Source organism: Bacillus sp. WMMC1349 (genome assembly GCF_013155385.1).
Classification (GTDB): domain Bacteria; phylum Bacillota; class Bacilli; order Bacillales; family Bacillaceae; genus Bacillus.
The window spans coordinates 3,194,446-3,211,667 of sequence record NZ_JABJUQ010000007.1 but is presented as its reverse complement, the minus strand read 5'-3'; the positions used below and the strand labels follow the sequence as shown (position 1 = coordinate 3,211,667).

Below are 17,222 nucleotides of genomic sequence, written 5' to 3'. Positions count from 1 at the left end.
TGAAAAAATGAGCTTTAAGGAATTAAAAATCAATCTTGTCGAATGGCTTTTGTTAAAGGTCAAATATCCGTCTGAATATATGATGGGAACACCTGGTTTAAACCGTTTTGATCAGTATAAAGACAAGAAGAAAATCATTCTGACATTGATCCCTTCTCATGATAATTTAGGAGATCATGCCATTGCATTGGCTAGCAAAACATTTGCAGAAACAGAGTTTCCTGATTTTGAAATCATTGAGATTACGATTAATGATATTTATAAACATGCAAAAGCATTGCGTCGTATCCGCCATCCAGAGGATATGGTATTTATCATCGGCGGCGGAAATATGGGTGATTTGTATAGAAATGAAGAATGGACGCGGCGTTTTATTATGAAGAAGTTTAAGCATTATAAAATAGTACAGCTGCCTGCTACTGCCCACTTTTCAGAGACACATAAAGGACAAAAAGAATTAAAAAAAGCGAAAAAAATATACAATGCTCACCCGCAGCTGTTGTTAATGGCACGAGATGAGACAACCTATCAGTTTATGGAGAAGAACTTTCCAAACAAAACGATCATCAAGCAACCTGATATGGTGCTGTATTTAAAAAAAGAGCAACAATGTGAGAGAACGGGTGTATTGGTTTGTTTAAGAGATGATAAAGAGAGTTTTCTTAAAAAGGAAGAGCGGCAACTATTGCAAACAATCATTCGTGCTGAATATCGTGAGGTGTCAACCTTTACAACGACGATTGGGAAAAGAGTCAGCCGTTTTTCACGCGAGAAGGAGCTAAATAAGCTCTGGGATAAGCTGAGAAATGCAGAGGTTGTCATTACCGATAGACTTCATGGCATGATTTTTTGTGCTATTACAGGTACACCGTGTGTTGTTATCCGTTCCTTTGATCATAAAGTACTTGAAGGGTTTAACTGGTTAAAAGATAACCCTATGATCAAAATGGTTGAAAACCCAGAAACATCAGAAGTGATCAATGCTATTCATGAACTCATGAAAAACGAATCAAATTATGAAGAAATCCCGTCAAGGGAGCATTATTTCAAAGATTTGAAACGAAAGATTTTGGGTGATGCTGAATGAAGCCGTTTGTCAGCATTATTGTCCCGATGTACAATGTCGAGAATTATATTGAAGAATGTGTCGATTCGTTGCTTAAACAGACATTAAAAAATATTGAGATCATTCTTGTTGATGATGGATCTCCAGATCGATCCGGAGAAATCGCCAGGCAGTACTGTGAGAAGGACAAAAGAGTCAAAGTGATTCATAAGAAAAATGGCGGGCTCAGCTCAGCTAGAAATGCCGGTCTTAAGGCGGCCACAGGAGATTATATCGGTTTTGTTGATGGTGATGATTTTGTTGCTGATGCAATGTTTAACGAGATGTACATCAATGCGAAACAAGATGATCTCGATATCGTGATGTGCGGCTATTATAAGCATTCTGACAAAGGCGGTCAGTATTTTCCGCCAACTTTGCCGAAAGATCGCGTATTGTTGAGACAAGACTTAAAGCAAGAACTGAAAAGAGCTCATGAAACCCAGTTTATCTGGTATGTTTGGCGTAATTTATACAGACGTGAGCTTTTGCGCGACAATGAGCTCTATTTTTGTGAGGATATTCGTTTTGCTGAGGATTCACCATTTAATTTGTATGCATTCTATGCAGCAACACGGGTCAAGGCGATTGATGCAGGCTATTACATGTACAGATGGAATCCGCAAAGCTTAACAGAGGTTCCTTATAAACCGTATATGGACGAAAACCTGATCAGACAGTATCGTGCGAAAAAGAGATTTTACGAGACATTCCAGTTGGTAGAGGAATGTGAGGAAGACTTGCAAACCTACATCTGCAAGCATCAAATTCCAATGTTAATCGCCAATGCCTGTGCTGGACAGAAGCCATCAAAACAAATAAGGCGCCATATTAAAGAAATTTTGACTTATCCGATGGTACAGTCATCATTGAAAAAGACGTCTATTCACAATGATAAGCTTTTATCTGGCCAACGGCTTGTTTTATTGTTATGCAAACTAAATGTTCCGATTATGCTTGAATTGTTTTTTAAACGAAAAATTGCCCAGTAAGGGATGAGCCTCTTGAATAAGAAATTTGTCTTAAATCTAGGCGCCAATATGGTGTCGTTTTTATTATCGGTGCTTTTCTCAATGTGGCTGACGCCGTTTGTTATTCAACACCTTGGGGTTGAAGCATTTGGATTTGTTACGTTAACGCAAAATATGATCAACTACTTTTCGGTGATTACGGTCGCCCTTAGTGCGGTTGTCGTCAGATTTTTTTCCGTTTCGGCACACAGAGGGGAGTTTGAGGAAGCAAGAGGATATATGAATACCTTTATGATTTCATCTTTTATCCTTTCACTGATATTACTTTTGCCCATTTTGGCGATGGTTGGGTTTGTCGATCAGATCATTCAAGTCCCTGCTGATCTCTTAGGAGATGTACAAATTGCATTAATCATTGGGACGCTGCTCTTTTTGTTAACTTTTTTTATGTCTGGTTTTTCCGCAGGCCCGTTTTTTGCCAATAAAATTTATATTACAAGCACAATCCAAGCTATACAAATGATGATTCGCGTGTTATGTGTTTTCTGCATATTTTCTTGGTTTACACCGAGAATTTGGTACATTCAGTTTGCTACATTGATCGCTGTTGCTTCAGCATGTATGTTGTCGATCTTTTTCTTTAAAAAGTTGATACCATGGTATACGTTTCGTATGAAGGATATGTCTTTAACAAAATGCAAAAAACTGCTCCGCTTAGGGGGATGGAGCTCAGTGAACCAAGTCGGGATTCTGCTATTTTTGCAGATTGATTTGATGGTAGCTAATGTCATGCTGGGTGTCTCACAATCTGGAATGTATGCGGCAATTATTCAGTTTCCACTGTTATTACGGACACTGTCAAGTACACTGGCTGCCGTATTCTCGCCGACGATTACTCTCTATTATTCAAAGGGTAACAAAGAGGGGCTTGTCCGTTATGCCAATCAGGCGGTCAGATTTAACGGAATGATGCTCGCTTTGCCAGCAGCACTGCTAGGTGGTTTGGCAGGTCCATTTTTGAACATCTGGCTTGGACCATCATTTGAGCATCTAAAATGGCTTTTATTGATACATGCCGGCTATTTAGTTCTTTGTTTAAGCCCGTCCCCGCTATTTTATATTTTTACATCTTACAACAAACTGAGAACTCCGGCACTGGTAACAGTAGCATTCGGTGTTGTCAATTTGTTGCTCGCCATTGTCTTGAGCGGTCCTGCGGGTCTTGGGCTCTATGGGATAGCTATTAGCGGCGCTATTGCTTTAATGTTGAAAAACGTGGTTTTTACCCCAATCTATACAGCAAAAATAACGGGTGAGAGAAAACGAGTTTTTTATAAAGGGATATATGCACCGCTTGCTGGAGCTTCATTTGCTTTAGCTATTTGTTACACAATCGAATTCTTCTTTACGGTTAACAGCATGTTTACTCTATTGTTAACGGCATTGATCGTGTCCATTGCGTATATATTGTTTGTGTATGGTGTCATTTGTACAAAAGAAGAGCGGCAGGAGATCTTCGTCTTGTTGCAAAAGCTTTGGTCTTCGGCATCAGTTCCTTTTCAGAAAGGTTTTTTTAAATAGCAGAAAGGGGTCCGGTTTTTGTGAAAGTTAAACGGTTTTTTGATCTTTTATCAGCGGTAGTTCTTCTAGTTGTTCTCAGTCCTGCGATGATGTTAACAGCTTGTCTTATCAAATGGAAAATCGGTTCTCCTGTCTTTTTTCGCCAAGTTCGTCCCGGTTTGAATGGTAAACCGTTTACCTTATATAAATTTAGAACCATGACTGATGAAAAAGACAGGGCGGGAAATCTGCTTAGTGATGAAAAACGGATGACAAGAACGGGTAAGCTGATCAGAAAAACAAGCCTGGATGAACTGCCGCAGTTGATAAACGTCATTAAAGGTGATTTAAGTCTTGTTGGTCCGCGCCCGCTTTTAATGGAGTATGTTCCTCTTTATACAGAAAAACAATGGAGGCGGCACGAGGTTAGACCAGGTATTACGGGTTGGGCACAAATTAATGGAAGAAATAAAGTGACATGGGAGGAAAAGTTTGAACTCGATGTCTGGTATGTTGATCACCGGTCTTTTTTTCTAGATCTTAAAATTCTGTTTTTAACTGTAGTAAAAGTGCTGAAGTCTGATGGTATCAGCCAAGATCAGCATGTGACAGTTGAAAAATTTACAGGGAGAAGGAATGCTTAAATGCGAAAAGTGGTGGTGATCGGAGACGGTGGTCATGGCAAGGTGATTCGGGAAATCATTGAAGAACTGCAGGACACTGAGCTTGTCGGAATTCTTGATGACAAGTTTGTCAACCTCCATGTTGAAAACAATCTTTATAAAGGACCTTCAAGTGCCGCAGTAGAGCTCTCTCAAGCTCTTCCAGATGTTCAATTTATTCTAGGTGTCGGTGCAAACAATGTGAGAAAACAGCTGTTTGAATGTCTCGGTCTTCCACTGGAAAGTTATACGATACTTGTTCATCCATCTGCGGTGATCAGCAAATCGGCCCAGCTTCAAAACGGAACAGTCGTGATGGCTAGGAGCGTTGTCCAAGCTGATACCCATATTGGTGCTCACAGTATCATCAATACCGGTGTTATTGTTGAACATGACAATCAAATTGGTGACTATGTTCACCTTTCACCAGGAACGGTTTTAACCGGAGGGGTTATAGTGAAGGCAGGTGCACATGTTGGTGCAGGAACAGTCGTGATTCCAGGAAAAACGATTGGTTGCCGGAGCATAACGGGGGCAGGAGCAACGGTCATCGATGATATTCCAGATGATACGACGGCTGTCGGAATACCTGCCAGAATCATTAAAAACAGCATAAAAGGGTGAAAACAATGAGTCAAAAGAAGCGAATTTTTTTATCACCGCCACATATGAGCGGAGAGGAAGAGCGTTATGTTGCCGAAGCATTTCGGTCAAACTGGATTGCTCCCCTTGGTCCACTTGTTAATACATTTGAAGAAAAACTGGCTGATTATGTGGGAACAGCTGGAGCAGCCGCCGTCAGCTCAGGGACTGCTGCGATCCACCTTGCACTCAAACTATTGGGAGTCACAAAAGGTGACACAGTATTTTGTTCTGCTTTTACATTTGTAGCTAGTGCAAATCCTGTCTTATATGAACAAGCAAGACCGGTTTTTATCGATTCTGAAAGACATACTTGGAACATGTCTCCACAAGCACTTGAGCGCGCATTGGACGAAGCTGAACGAAACAGAAACCTTCCGAAAGCCGTCATTGTTGTCAATTTATATGGTCAAAGTGCGAAAATGGACGAGATCCTTGCCGTTTGTGATCAATATGCTGTGCCTGTGATTGAAGATGCGGCCGAATCGCTTGGTTCTGTCTACAAAGGCAAAAAGAGTGGAACTTTTGGTCGGTTTGGCATTTATTCATTTAACGGTAATAAAATTATTACGACTTCAGGCGGGGGAATGCTTGTTAGTGATGATGAAGATGCCTTGAAAAAGGCTCGGTTTTTAGCAACACAAGCCCGTGAGCCAGCGGTTCACTATCAGCATGAAAAAGCCGGCTACAATTATCGGATGAGTAATGTTCTGGCTGGAATTGGGGTCGCTCAGCTTGCCGTTTTGGATGACAGAGTAAACGCCCGGCGCACTGTTTTTCAACGATATCAAGAAGCGCTTTCTGAAATCGATGGAATCGAGTTTATGCCTGAACAAGGAATGTCAAACCGTTGGTTAACGACCTTAACTGTTGATCCGAAAAAGATTAAAACGACACCAGGAGAAATCATTGAAGCACTTGCCAACGAAAACATTGAAGCACGACCATTGTGGAAGCCATTGCATAGACAACCGCTCTTTCAAGATGCCGTTTTTTATCCACATCATGAAGATGATTCTGTTTGTGATGATTTATTTGCCAGAGGTCTCTGTCTGCCTTCAGGTTCCAGTTTGACAAAAGAAGAACAAGACCGAATTATTCAAATGCTTGTTCAGCGAATTCAATATCAATGAGAGGTAGGCGTATACATGGCTAAAACCTATTCTATGGACAGTTTAAAAGAAAAGCTTGGAGAATTGTTAGATGCTATACCGAAGGGTTCATCAGTTGTTTATTTAGATTATCCTCTGTACGGGAATGTAGGGGATCTCCTGATTATGAAAGGTACGGAAGCGTTCTTTCAAAACTATGGGATCAAAGTGTGTGAAAGGTGGAACGCTGAAAATTTCAATCCGGGTCGAAAGATTGCTAAAGATGTGATCATAGTTTGTCAAGGCGGCGGAAATTTTGGCGATTTATATCCGCATTTCCAGCAGTTTAGAGAACGTGTCATCAAGCATTATCCCGAAAATCGAATCGTCATTCTGCCGCAATCGATTTATTATGAAAATGAAGAACATATCAAGATTTCTAAGGATATATTAGAATCTCATCCCGACCTGTATTTATTCACAAGGGAATTAGCATCATTCCAATTTGCAAATGAACATTTCCAAGAAATAAAACATATTAGGATGATGCCTGATATGGCTCATCAGCTTTGGCCGATTGAACCAACTGAAACCCCATCGGCACCTGTTTTACGATTAATCAGAACAGATAAAGAAGCAAACAGCAGTTTACAAAAAGAAACTGAACAAGACACATATGACTGGAACGTGATCTTATCAGATCGTGATAAACGGGGAATTAAACGATTACAGACATTAAACATGCTCAATAAAAAGGCGGGAAACTTGCTGCCAGTCGCGTCTTATTGGAAACGTTACTCCGATTATCTTGTCACAAAATCGATCGGCTTTTTCAGCCGCTATGAATCTGTTGTAACATCAAGGTTACACGGTCATATTTTGTCATGTTTGTTGCAAAAGGAAAATGTCGTGATTGATAATTCATACGGAAAAAATGCAAACTATTACAATACATGGATGAAGGATATTCCTTACACAAAGCTCATCCAGCATCAAACAGAAAAAGAACCGGCTGTTCAAAGATAACAGCCGGTTTTCATCAATCCTTTACTTTGTTATAAGCTTCATCTAAATGCTGAATCCGTTTTAAAACCACTGCATTTTTTGTCAATTGATCTTGAACAAGCGTTGAGACGACCGAACGATAATAGCTGTTCATCGCATGAATCTTATCCTCGTTTGGATTCATTTCAATATGTGCCCGTAAATTTTCTATGAAATATGGTACTGAAAAAAGTTCTGTCATTAAAAAAACACTCCTTTAAAAGTCTATACGGTATGGAATGAATCGTGTAAACTAATGAAGAGAGGGGGGAAAGCTCATGAACTTGCATGTTCAGCAACAACAAACGATAAAGCTTCATATAACCCAAAACCTGACACAAGCTATTCAAATTCTGCAGTATACCTCAGCCGAACTAAACAATCAGATTGATGAACTTTCACTGGAAAACCCTCTTATTGACCGAAAAGATTCTGATATTCCTCGATCATTTTACCATAAAACAGATCAGGTTTTACAAAGACCTGAAACAGCAAAATCTCAGGAAGATTTACAAACCGCTCTAAAACGCCAAGCGCTCGATTTACAACTATCAAAACGAGAAACACGAATTTTTAAATACTTGGTCAATTCGCTTGATACAAACGGTTATTTAAGAGAAAATCTTTTCGATATCGCTGCTGATTTGTCGGAGACGAATGAAGAGATTGAAAAAGTTCTCGTAAAATTGCAATCTCTTGAACCAGCAGGAATCGGCGCCCGTTCGCTGCAAGAGTGTATTCTCATCCAATTGCAACGTCTACCAAAGGAAACAGCAGCTGCAGCAGAAGAAGTCATCTCCGGTTATTTTGAATTGTTTGCAAACAAGACTTGGAAAGAACTCTCTGTGAGAACAGGACTTTCCCTATCAGAGCTGCAGCATATTCAAGATCTGATCACAGAGCTTTCACCGCGACCCGGTTTGGCATATGAAGCTGATGAACGAAGTGTTTATATCGAACCGGATGTGCTGATTTTTATTCGAGACGGTATCGTCATGTTTGAGCTTAACAGCCGTTCATTTCCGGACATTCAATTACATTCATTTTATGAACCATTCTTGAATCAAGGAGTAAAAGATGATACATCCATCTTTTTAGCTGATAAATATAAACAGTGGAAATGGCTTGATCAGGCACTCAGACAAAGAAGAGAAACAATGACTAAAGTGATGGAAGAAATTATTGCTTGCCAACAGAATTATTTTCTAAAAGGAAAAAACGACCTTCAACCATTAACATTAAAAGAAGTTGCTGATGTTGTTGGGGTTCATGAATCAACGGTCAGCCGAGCGGTAAAGGGGAAATTTGTGCAGACACCTTATGAACTTTGCGAACTTAAACGCTTTTTTTCAGCAAAAGTTAAAGATGCAAGTGTCGGTCATACTTCCAACCAGACAGCTAAAGCAAAACTCCTTTCTCTAGTTGAAGAAGAAAATAAAATGAAACCGCTTTCAGATCAAAAACTAGCTGATTTATTAAAAGAAAGGTACGGTATTGTGATTTCAAGACGAACGGTCGCCAAGTATCGGGATCAGCTCAATATTTTGCCTTCATCTATCAGAAAACGATATTAACAAAGCTAAAGTCCGCGGTCTTTCTCCACGGACTATTTATCTGCCTTTTATCGTTTTCCGACAGAAGACTCCCTCCTCAGTCGTGTGAAGGGTGAAACCAAACGATAGGTGGGAGATGAATGTCCTAAAGGCTATTTTGTTTACCTTAAGGATATAGTCTTATAAGATAAAGGCTGATATTACAATGAAATTAGACAGTAATAATCATTCAGTATTCTCAATGTATTATCAATATCGTAGAGAAGTCTTTGATGACAAAGTATCTGACTATGCTAAGGATATGTTTGTAAAGTTAGGCGAGAAATACAATATCTCTCTAGTTGAGTGGAATCATGATAAAGACCATGTTCACATCCTGTTCAAAGCACATCCTAACACTGAATTATCAAAGTTCATCAATGCTAAAGTGCTAGTTCACGATGAATCAAAAAAGGTTTTCCGCAAGTTAGGAAAAAGCTGTGGAAAGAAATGTTTTGGTCAAGAAGTTTTGGCTTAAATATAGAACCGTAGGAATCTACGGGGATAGCTTGGTCAATAAGAGAAACCTCTGTTAGCAAAGAAATACGTCAACAAGTACGCTCTGTTCCCAAGAATCTCCCACTTCAATCAAACAGCAAGGTCGATAAGTGGGGGTAGTTCAAGGAATCATCCATGAAAACAAATGATGTTGCAAAAATGTGATCAAACAGACGAGAAACAAGAGAAATAAACTATGTTTCAGTGTAAAGCGGAGCAAATCAGATTCTTTTCCTGTCAGTCCGACAGCGGCACAGGCGACTGCGATCGATTGTGGAGAGATCATTTTTCCAGTGACCCCGCCTGAAGAATTGGATGCCACTGCTAAAACAGGATCCATTCCGACCGATGATGCCGTTACTTTTTGCAGACTGCCAAACAGGAGATTTGCAGAGGTGTCAGACCCTGTAATAAACACACCAAGCCAGCCAAGAACAGGTGAAAAAAATGAAAACATTGTACCAGTCATCGCCAATGACATGCCAAGTGTTGTGCTCATCCCAGAAGAGTTAACCACATAAGCAAAGCCGACAACTGTGGCAATAGTCAGAACCGGTTTTTTCAGTTCCTGCAGCGTGTCTTTCAATACAGCTCCCCACTCTGTCCAAGAAACGGCTGTTACAAATTTTGCAAGCACTGCGGCGAGCAAGATTGCGGTCCCTGCTGAACCAAGCAAATCGACTTTATAAAGGGCCTCAATCGGTTTTCCGCTAGAATCAATGATTTGATTGTCCAGAAAAGGCACACGAGGAGCAAATGATAACCGTCCCCCAATTTCATTCATGAACAGCAGAAATGGGTTGTCCCCTGTATAATGTCCAGTCAATGCATTTTTCATGGAGGGTATTCCCCAAATAGAGACAAGTGCTGTAAGCATTAAAAACGGCAACCATGCTTTAAAAATTTGTCCGCCTGAATGTGTTTGTTTATCACTGTTGAATTGTCTAGCTTCTTGTCCTGCTGCTGTTTCTTTTTCATGAGCAAACTTAAATATTCTTTTTGGTTTCCAGAATTTTAAGAAAATAGCAAGCGCAACAAGTGATATGATCGCTGATAATATATCGGGCAGTTCAGGTCCTAAGAAATTTGAACTGAGATACTGTGTGATGGCAAAGGAAATACCTGACACTAAAATGGCTGGTAAGACCTCTAAAGATCTTCGAAAACCACTCATCATCACAATTAAATAAAACGGAATAAAAATAGATAAAAACGGCAATTGCCGACCAACCATTTTTGAAATCTCTAACGCTGGAATCCCGGTCGGTCCCTCGACTGCGATAATTGGAATCCCAATCGCACCGAAGGCAACTGGTGCCGTATTAGCAATTAAGCAGATTCCTGCCGCATATAAAGGGTTAAATCCAAGTCCTACAAGTAATGCAGCGGAAATCGCAACAGGAGCTCCAAAACCTGCCGCTCCTTCTAAAAAAGCGCCAAATGAAAACGCTATCAAAAGTGCTTGCAATCGACGGTCATCAGTAATCGATAGAACAGAGCTGCGAATCACTTTAAACTGTCCGGTTTTAACTGTAAGCTTGTACAAAAACACTGATGTAACTATAATCCAGCCGATTGGCAACAGTCCATATATCGCCCCTTGAGTCGCTGACATGACAGCTTTTTCTGCTGGCATACCATAGATGAAAATGGCTAAAACCACTGTGATCAGCAAAGTTGTGATCCCTGCTGTATGCCCTTTCATTCTTTTGAAAGCCAAAGCCCAAAAAAAATACAAGATCGGTATCAGCGCTGCGAGTGAAGAAAGCAACAAATTGTTCCCCAATGGCGTATAAACTTGTGTCCATCCCATATTTAATTCCCCCTTTGTTGATCATGGTCTTTAATCATCAGATGACATGATCACAAGACCAATCATTTAGCATTATATTAATAATTGCCATAAAATACAATCCTTTTTTCATGTTGGAAAGAACGGTATAATATGAAAAATGAAGCACGAGCCTGAGGTGAAAAAAATGAAGTACAAGCAAATCAAGACGAAAAAAATCTATGAAGAAGTGGCTGAAACATTGCTTGAAATGATTAAGACTGGAGATCTTCAACCAGGTGATAAACTGGACTCCGTTCAATCGCTAGCAGAAAGCTTTGAAGTGAGTCGCTCTGCAGTCAGAGAGGCTCTGTCCGCTTTAAAAGCAATGGGAATCGTCGAGATGAAGCAAGGAGAAGGCACATATGTGAAAACATTTCAGCCTGAACAGATCTCAATCCCGCTTTCTGCCGCTTTGCTCATGAAAAAGAACGATGTCCGTGATTTACTTGAAGTCCGGAAAATTCTTGAGATTGGTGCTGTCTCTGGAGCAGTACAAAAGCGGACTGAAGCCGATTTAAGGCGAATGGAGGAGGCGCTTATCGATATGAAAATGGCAGATGGAAATGATGAACTAGGTGAAAAAGCCGATTTTGCATTTCACTTAGCGCTTGCCGGTGCTTCACAAAATGGTTTGTTAAAAAGCTTAATGAATCATGTCTCATCTCTTTTATTAGAAACGATGAAAGAAACACGTAAAATTTGGCTGTTTTCTAAAAAAACAACGATGAAACGCCTTTATGAAGAACATGAAGCCATCTATATGGCTGTGAAAGAACAGAACCCTAAAAAAGCGGAAAAAGCGATGATAGAGCACCTGACAAATGTTGAAAAAGTGCTGGTCGCTTATTTTGAAGAAACAGGTCGAAGCGGGTATCCTGAAAGTAGTGTGGATGAATAAAAATGAGGGAATTTGCTCGCTTTCCGCGGGCGATCCGCGAGCCTCCTCAGAGCTCGTTCCTTGCTCCTGCGGGGTCTCGCAAATCCCTCTTCATGTTGATAAGGGCTTATTAGACAGAGCCTTTTAAATTAGCAAACTTCCAATAACCCCCTTTCCAAAAAAATGAACAAGGTGTAAGATGGAAGAAGAAGGTTTTAATCATCAGATGACCTGATTTATTTCAACATGGGGAGAGGGGATTCATATGAAAGTGTCACTGTTTGTCACATGTTTGGTTGACATGTTTCAGACAAATGTCGGAAAAGCAACTGTTGAACTGCTGGAACGGCTCGGTTGTGAAGTTGATTTTCCGGAAAGGCAAACTTGCTGTGGGCAACCAGCATATAATAGCGGGTATGTTAAAGACGCTAAAAAGGCGATGAAACAAATGATTGAAGCATTTGAACAGAGCGATTATGTTGTCAGTCCATCGGGGTCATGCGCGTTTATGTTTAAAGAATACCCGCACATCTTTCAAGATGAACCTGACTGGGTGGAAAAAGCCCAGAAGTTGGCTAATAAAACATATGAATTAACAGATTTTATCGTTCATGTATTGAAAATAGAGGATGTCGGAGCGCATCTTGAAAAAAAGGCGACTTATCATACTTCATGCCATATGACAAGATTGCTTGGGGTATCAGATGCACCAATGAAACTGCTCAGCCATGTCAAAGGGTTGGAATTCATACCATTACCAAATAAATATAACTGTTGTGGATTTGGGGGCACTTTTTCTGTGAAAATGGCGCAAATTTCTGAGCAAATGGTCGATGAAAAAGTGGCATGTATAGAAGAAACCGCTGCTGATGTTTTAATAGGGGCAGATTGCGGCTGTCTGTTGAATATCGGAGGCCGGATCGAAAGAAAAGGTAAGCCTATCCAAGTGATGCACATTGCGGAGGTTTTAAACAGCAGATAACACATCAAGGTCATGTACAGTTAAGGGGGAAAATGGTCATGGCAATGAAGATTGGAACAGATAAATTTAAAGAACGTGTCGCAAATGGTATTGAAAACGATTTCATGAGAGGGGCAGTCTCAAGTGCTCAAGAACGGTTAAGAGCGCGGCGGCTGGAAGCAGCTGAAGAACTAGGAAACTGGGAAGAATGGCGGTCACTCGCTGAAGAAATTAGACAGCATGTGCTAGAGAATCTTGACTTTTATTTGGAACAGCTTGCCGAGAATGTCGCCAAAAAAGGCGGGCATGTTTTTTTTGCGGAGACAGCTGAAGAAGCATCCTCCTACATACGTGATATTGTGAAACAGAAAAACGGTAAAAAAATCGTTAAATCCAAATCGATGGTCACAGAAGAAATTAATATGAATGAAGTACTTGAACAAGAGGGATGTGAAGTTGTTGAAACCGACTTAGGTGAGTACATTCTGCAAATTGATCATCAAGATCCACCGTCACATATCGTTGCACCAGCACTTCATAAAAATAAACAACAAATTCGCGACCTTTTTAAAGAACGGATCGGTTATCATCAAACAGAAAAGCCCGAAGAACTTGTTATGCATGCCAGAGCCATACTTAGAAAGAAATTTTTGCAAGCAGATATTGGGATAACCGGCTGTAATTTTGCTATTGCTGATACCGGTTCTGTCAGTCTTGTGACAAATGAGGGGAACGGTCGCTTAGTGTCCACGATTCCGAAAACACAGATTACCGTAATGGGCATGGAACGAATTGTTCCATCTTTCCATGAATTTGAGGTACTTGTCGGAATGTTGACAAGAAGTGCGGTCGGACAGCGGCTGACAAGTTATATTACAGCGCTTTCAGGTCCTAGACTGCCTGAAGAAGCTGATGGTCCTGAAGAATTCCATCTTGTTATCGTTGATAATGGACGGTCAAAAATTCTTGGCAGCGAATTTCAATCTGTTCTACAATGTATTCGCTGTGCAGCTTGCATCAATGTTTGTCCGGTTTACCGGCATGTTGGCGGACATTCATACGGTTCGATCTATCCAGGTCCGATCGGTGCTGTATTATCGCCGCTTCTCGGAGGATATGATGATTACAAAGAGCTTCCTTATGCCTCATCATTGTGTGCAGCGTGTACCGAAGCTTGTCCTGTCAAAATTCCTCTTCATGAGTTGCTCTTAAAACACCGGCAGCAAATTGTTGAAAAAGAAGGACGGGCGCCTATTTCTGAAAAGTTGGCCATGAAAGCATTCGGATTGGGTACATCAACACCAGCACTTTATAAAATGGGATCGAAATGGGCACCTGCGGCGATGAAGCCATTTCAAGAGGGAGAAAAACTGACGAAAGGACCGGGTCCATTAAAACAATGGACGCAAATTCGTGATTTTCCTGCACCGAATCGTTCAAGGTTTCGTGATTGGTTTCAAGATAGGCAAACCGGCAATAAGGGGGAAGATCGATGACAAAAGGAACCATCCAACATCAAGAACGTTTTTTAAATCGGATTGCACATCAACTTGGTCGTGAACGAAGAACAGCAGGTGTTACTGTTCCAGATTACAGTTATCAACCACAGTACAAGGTGTACCGAGGTTATTCCGCAGATGATCTTCTCGTTGTATTAAAAGATCAATGCCGGAAGATTCATACCGAATTCATTGAAACAGACAGCAGCGGTTTGGATAGAGCTTTAGATGAACAAGTAGCACGATTCGGCGGCGGGCCTGTCATTGTTCCAAAAGATGCTCGTTTTAAACAGTTTGGGCTGTCTGATCTGTTGATGGACAGCTGGCCGCAAGCAGGCACAAAGGTGTGGGAATGGGACGCTGCTGCAGGAGAGAAAAATATCGGGCAAGCTGAACAGGCAAACATTGGGATCACCTTTAGTGAAATCACTCTTGCCGAATCAGGTACTGTTGTCCTGTTTAGTTCAAAGGACAAAGGGCGTTCAGTTAGTCTATTGCCAACGACATATATTGCGATCGTTCCGAAAAGCACAATCGTACCAAGAATGACACAGGCAAGCGAGATCATTCAGCAAAAGATTGCGGACGGCAGTGTCATTCCGTCTTGCATCAACTATATTACAGGACCAAGTAATTCAGCTGATATTGAAATGGATTTAGTTGTCGGTGTCCATGGACCTATTCGAGCGGCTTATATTGTGGTGACAGATCAATAGAAATCAGAAGCTTGTCGAGTCACTTGTGTTCGGCAGGCTTTTTTGTTTAGCTTGTCTTAGATATCATATATAGTGAAAATTTGAGGATTGAGCATCAATAGAGGCTGTCTTAAGTCCTATACAACATGAATCAGAGGAAATTGCGAGACCCCGCAGGAGCAGAGTACGAGCTCGCGGATCGCCCGCAGAAAGCGAGCAAATTCCCTGATTTTCATTCATGCACACTAATTTCAGGACACCCTCTCAACCATTTACTGTATTGATTGTATGCAGTCAACATAATAGAAAAAACCATGGCTTCTAAGTTGTTGAATGAACCATGGTCGATCTTTTTTATTTGCTTCTTAAAAGGAAGTATCCTAATTTAGTGATGAAAAACAATGTAGAAACGACCAGCAATGTTCGGGCAATTAATATTCCATCACCTGTCAGTGAATAACCGGAAGGCAATAATAACTCCGGTCGGAAACTAAGGAAAATGGATGCAAATAAAGCAATAATAATGAAAAGGGCGGCAGGAATCTGATTAGTAGATTTCATTTATAGATCACCTCAGCTGTACATGCTGTTTCTACTGTAAATCAAGGTAGGACAAGAATCAATAAAAAATTAAAATAACACGTAATCTTTTAAAGCTTTTGCCACACCGTTATGATGGTGACCATCCGTTACATATGTCGCACATGCTTTAACACTTTCATGAGCATTACCCATTGCAATACTGATCCCTGCTGCTTCGAACATTGGGATATCATTGAAATTGTCGCCAATTGCAACCGTATGTTTAAGTGGTATAGTGAAAAAGTTTGCCAAAAAGGTTAAGCCAAATCCTTTATTTGTTTGTGCATGACCGATTTCTATCGCTCCTAGGCTTCCTGATGTCATCGATATATCATGACGTTTGTTAAGTTTGGTAAGTAAGGTGTCTCGTTTCTCTTTTCGATAAGAAATGGCGTTTATTTTATAAATGGGTAATGTGAATAGATCCGCCTCGTGAAAGTGGTTCACAAAGTGAATTTGTTTTTGAGCAAACAAATTCTTCATCTCCCGTTTATAAATAGAAGCTGTGACGGGATTTAATCGTTCTTGCTCAGCTAAGTCATCTTCAAGAATCTGCCGATCATTTTTTTTGATGAGGATGCCTTTGTCAGTATATAATTCACAAAGCAAGCACTCATTCTGAATGATTTCAATTAATTCTTCAACTGTCTCATGAGGCAGAAGCAATTGTTTTAATAATCTATTATGATAAATTACTGCGCCATTCCCACTAATAATCGAAGCCTTCAGCCGATAATGTTCGAGAATTTGTAAAATATCATGATGGGATCTTCCAGAACAGATCGCAATTCGGTGCCCTTTTTTCTCGGCTGCTAACAACGATTCGATGTTAGTATCACTAATCGTTCCATCTTCAGACAATAATGTTCCATCCATATCAATTGCGATTAATTTCATGGAAACCTCCAATCCTTCATATATGAGTCAAAAGCGCTAATAGGGGGCTGTCCAGTCAGTCGATTTTTGACAATTGGACGCCCTTTTCACGTTTAACAAACGCTGATATATCAGCAATCCTAGATATTAGCGAAAGCATAGCGTTCATGTGCATGATCTAATCACTCGTAATCCATTTCCTTCTTCGTTTGCAGTTAAAAAGTCCTTTACAAACAAACGTGGAGCAGGGAGAACAGTGAGCCAGGCGAGCCAGGTGAAAATACCCCAATCTTCATTCATGTACACTACTTTCCGGACACCGTTTTTGTTCCAACAAATTTCGGCACTTTGATTTCTTTAATCATGGATTAGCAATATAACCGCTAATCCAATGTCAAAGTTGGAAAACTGAATGTACTAATCATATTCCAACATAAAGTCATTCGTTGTACCTGAACTAATATTGATTTTACTATTCATTCAGCATAAGTTATAACCGTTGCACGCCCATGACTTCTCAAAAAATAACCCGCGTTCTTCTAGTTGAGATTTCTGTCACCTTCAATGCTTTAGATCACTTAGATTTGAATCTAGTATGAGATGAAATCGATCTTCTTTTATCGTGAACTTCTGTTCTAAAGCCTCCTAATTTGTTTGTTATTGTTCGTTTTGTAAATTAAGCATAAATCGAAATCGTTTTTTTGTCAACTTATCATGAGAAGTCATAACTATC

The 17,222-nt window shown here is 40.4% G+C and carries 16 protein-coding genes and 1 pseudogene; 13 read left to right on the top strand and 4 right to left on the bottom strand.

The features are described from left to right. Positions 1-7: 7 nt before the first annotated feature. From HOO54_RS18900 to HOO54_RS18870, 7 genes are read left to right on the top strand one after another with little or no spacing between them, the layout of a single operon-like run. On the top strand, positions 8-1,087 hold the full coding sequence (locus HOO54_RS18900; protein WP_172297991.1) for a polysaccharide pyruvyl transferase family protein: 1,080 nt from the start codon (positions 8-10) through the stop codon (positions 1,085-1,087). Further along, on the top strand, positions 1,084-2,097 hold the full coding sequence (locus HOO54_RS18895) for a glycosyltransferase (RefSeq protein ID WP_172297989.1): 1,014 nt from the start codon (positions 1,084-1,086) through the stop codon (positions 2,095-2,097). The genes HOO54_RS18900 and HOO54_RS18895 overlap by 4 nt, the downstream gene beginning before the upstream one ends. A gap of 3 nt (positions 2,098-2,100) precedes the next feature. Next, positions 2,101-3,657 (top strand): MATE family efflux transporter, encoded by a 1,557-nt coding sequence (locus tag HOO54_RS18890; protein WP_253907715.1) that lies wholly within the window; start codon positions 2,101-2,103, stop codon positions 3,655-3,657. A gap of 20 nt (positions 3,658-3,677) precedes the next feature. After that, a complete protein-coding gene (locus HOO54_RS18885; RefSeq protein WP_172297985.1) occupies positions 3,678-4,280 on the top strand; it encodes a sugar transferase in 603 nt (200 codons plus the stop codon). Beyond that, entirely contained in the window at positions 4,281-4,922 is a 642-nt protein-coding gene (locus HOO54_RS18880) for an acetyltransferase (RefSeq protein ID WP_172297983.1), read from the top strand. A gap of 5 nt (positions 4,923-4,927) precedes the next feature. Further along, entirely contained in the window at positions 4,928-6,073 is a 1,146-nt protein-coding gene (locus HOO54_RS18875) for a DegT/DnrJ/EryC1/StrS family aminotransferase (RefSeq protein ID WP_172297981.1), read from the top strand. A 15-nt stretch (positions 6,074-6,088) separates the two neighbouring features. Continuing rightward, a complete protein-coding gene (locus HOO54_RS18870; protein WP_172297979.1) occupies positions 6,089-7,057 on the top strand; it encodes a polysaccharide pyruvyl transferase family protein in 969 nt (322 codons plus the stop codon). A gap of 13 nt (positions 7,058-7,070) precedes the next feature. On the opposite strand, the gene yvfG is transcribed toward HOO54_RS18870, so the two are convergent. Continuing rightward, positions 7,071-7,277 (bottom strand): protein YvfG, encoded by a 207-nt coding sequence (gene yvfG, locus HOO54_RS18865; protein WP_172297977.1) that lies wholly within the window; start codon positions 7,275-7,277, stop codon positions 7,071-7,073. A 76-nt stretch (positions 7,278-7,353) separates the two neighbouring features. Between yvfG and rpoN the strand changes: the two genes are divergently transcribed. Next, on the top strand, positions 7,354-8,649 hold the full coding sequence (gene rpoN / locus HOO54_RS18860) for an RNA polymerase factor sigma-54 (protein ID WP_172297975.1): 1,296 nt from the start codon (positions 7,354-7,356) through the stop codon (positions 8,647-8,649). A 184-nt stretch (positions 8,650-8,833) separates the two neighbouring features. Then, a pseudogene (gene tnpA, locus HOO54_RS18855) lies at positions 8,834-9,159 on the top strand (IS200/IS605 family transposase). A gap of 127 nt (positions 9,160-9,286) precedes the next feature. Here tnpA and HOO54_RS18850 read toward each other — a convergent pair. Beyond that, positions 9,287-10,978: an L-lactate permease gene (locus HOO54_RS18850; protein WP_172297973.1), complete on the bottom strand. Its 1,692-nt coding sequence runs from the start codon at positions 10,976-10,978 to the stop codon at positions 9,287-9,289. 166 nt (positions 10,979-11,144) lie between these two features. Between HOO54_RS18850 and lutR the strand changes: the two genes are divergently transcribed. The 4 genes from lutR (at position 11,145) to HOO54_RS18830 (ending at position 15,052) form a co-directional block, all read left to right on the top strand. After that, positions 11,145-11,897, top strand: a complete 753-nt coding sequence (gene lutR, locus HOO54_RS18845; protein WP_172297971.1) for an L-lactate utilization/bacilysin biosynthesis transcriptional regulator LutR — start codon at positions 11,145-11,147, stop codon at positions 11,895-11,897. Positions 11,898-12,141: 244 nt separating this feature from the next. After that, positions 12,142-12,858 (top strand): (Fe-S)-binding protein, encoded by a 717-nt coding sequence (locus tag HOO54_RS18840; RefSeq protein WP_172297969.1) that lies wholly within the window; start codon positions 12,142-12,144, stop codon positions 12,856-12,858. 38 nt (positions 12,859-12,896) lie between these two features. Next, positions 12,897-14,333 carry a LutB/LldF family L-lactate oxidation iron-sulfur protein gene (locus tag HOO54_RS18835; protein WP_172297967.1) on the top strand — a complete coding sequence of 479 codons (1,437 nt, stop codon included), beginning with the start codon at positions 12,897-12,899 and terminating at the stop codon, positions 14,331-14,333. Next, positions 14,330-15,052, top strand: coding sequence for a LutC/YkgG family protein (locus tag HOO54_RS18830; protein WP_172297965.1), 723 nt, complete (start codon positions 14,330-14,332; stop codon positions 15,050-15,052). Before HOO54_RS18835 ends, HOO54_RS18830 begins: the two co-directional genes overlap by 4 nt. Positions 15,053-15,385: 333 nt before the next feature. On the opposite strand, the gene HOO54_RS18825 is transcribed toward HOO54_RS18830, so the two are convergent. Both HOO54_RS18825 and HOO54_RS18820 read right to left on the bottom strand, forming a co-directional pair. After that, complete coding sequence (locus HOO54_RS18825; RefSeq protein ID WP_172297963.1) at positions 15,386-15,592, bottom strand: hypothetical protein; 207 nt, start codon at positions 15,590-15,592, stop codon at positions 15,386-15,388. A 69-nt stretch (positions 15,593-15,661) separates the two neighbouring features. Continuing rightward, entirely contained in the window at positions 15,662-16,510 is an 849-nt protein-coding gene (locus tag HOO54_RS18820; RefSeq protein WP_172297961.1) for a Cof-type HAD-IIB family hydrolase, read from the bottom strand. Positions 16,511-17,222: the final 712 nt, after the last annotated feature.

Excerpts from the sequence above, each read along its gene's own strand:
- HOO54_RS18900 (WP_172297991.1), top strand. The coding sequence starts at position 8 with ATGAGCTTTAAGGAATTAAAAATCAATCTTGTCGAATGGCTTTTGTTA.
- HOO54_RS18895 (WP_172297989.1), top strand. The coding sequence starts at position 1,084 with ATGAAGCCGTTTGTCAGCATTATTGTCCCGATGTACAATGTCGAGAAT.
- HOO54_RS18890 (WP_253907715.1), top strand. The coding sequence starts at position 2,101 with ATGAGCCTCTTGAATAAGAAATTTGTCTTAAATCTAGGCGCCAATATG.
- HOO54_RS18880 (WP_172297983.1), top strand. The coding sequence starts at position 4,281 with ATGCGAAAAGTGGTGGTGATCGGAGACGGTGGTCATGGCAAGGTGATT.
- HOO54_RS18875 (WP_172297981.1), top strand. The coding sequence starts at position 4,928 with ATGAGTCAAAAGAAGCGAATTTTTTTATCACCGCCACATATGAGCGGA.
- HOO54_RS18870 (WP_172297979.1), top strand. The coding sequence starts at position 6,089 with ATGGCTAAAACCTATTCTATGGACAGTTTAAAAGAAAAGCTTGGAGAA.
- yvfG (WP_172297977.1), bottom strand. The coding sequence starts at position 7,277 with ATGACAGAACTTTTTTCAGTACCATATTTCATAGAAAATTTACGGGCA.
- rpoN (WP_172297975.1), top strand. The coding sequence starts at position 7,354 with ATGAACTTGCATGTTCAGCAACAACAAACGATAAAGCTTCATATAACC.
- HOO54_RS18850 (WP_172297973.1), bottom strand. The coding sequence starts at position 10,978 with ATGGGATGGACACAAGTTTATACGCCATTGGGGAACAATTTGTTGCTT.
- lutR (WP_172297971.1), top strand. The coding sequence starts at position 11,145 with ATGAAGTACAAGCAAATCAAGACGAAAAAAATCTATGAAGAAGTGGCT.
- HOO54_RS18840 (WP_172297969.1), top strand. The coding sequence starts at position 12,142 with ATGAAAGTGTCACTGTTTGTCACATGTTTGGTTGACATGTTTCAGACA.
- HOO54_RS18835 (WP_172297967.1), top strand. The coding sequence starts at position 12,897 with ATGGCAATGAAGATTGGAACAGATAAATTTAAAGAACGTGTCGCAAAT.
- HOO54_RS18830 (WP_172297965.1), top strand. The coding sequence starts at position 14,330 with ATGACAAAAGGAACCATCCAACATCAAGAACGTTTTTTAAATCGGATT.
- HOO54_RS18825 (WP_172297963.1), bottom strand. The coding sequence starts at position 15,592 with ATGAAATCTACTAATCAGATTCCTGCCGCCCTTTTCATTATTATTGCT.
- HOO54_RS18820 (WP_172297961.1), bottom strand. The coding sequence starts at position 16,510 with ATGAAATTAATCGCAATTGATATGGATGGAACATTATTGTCTGAAGAT.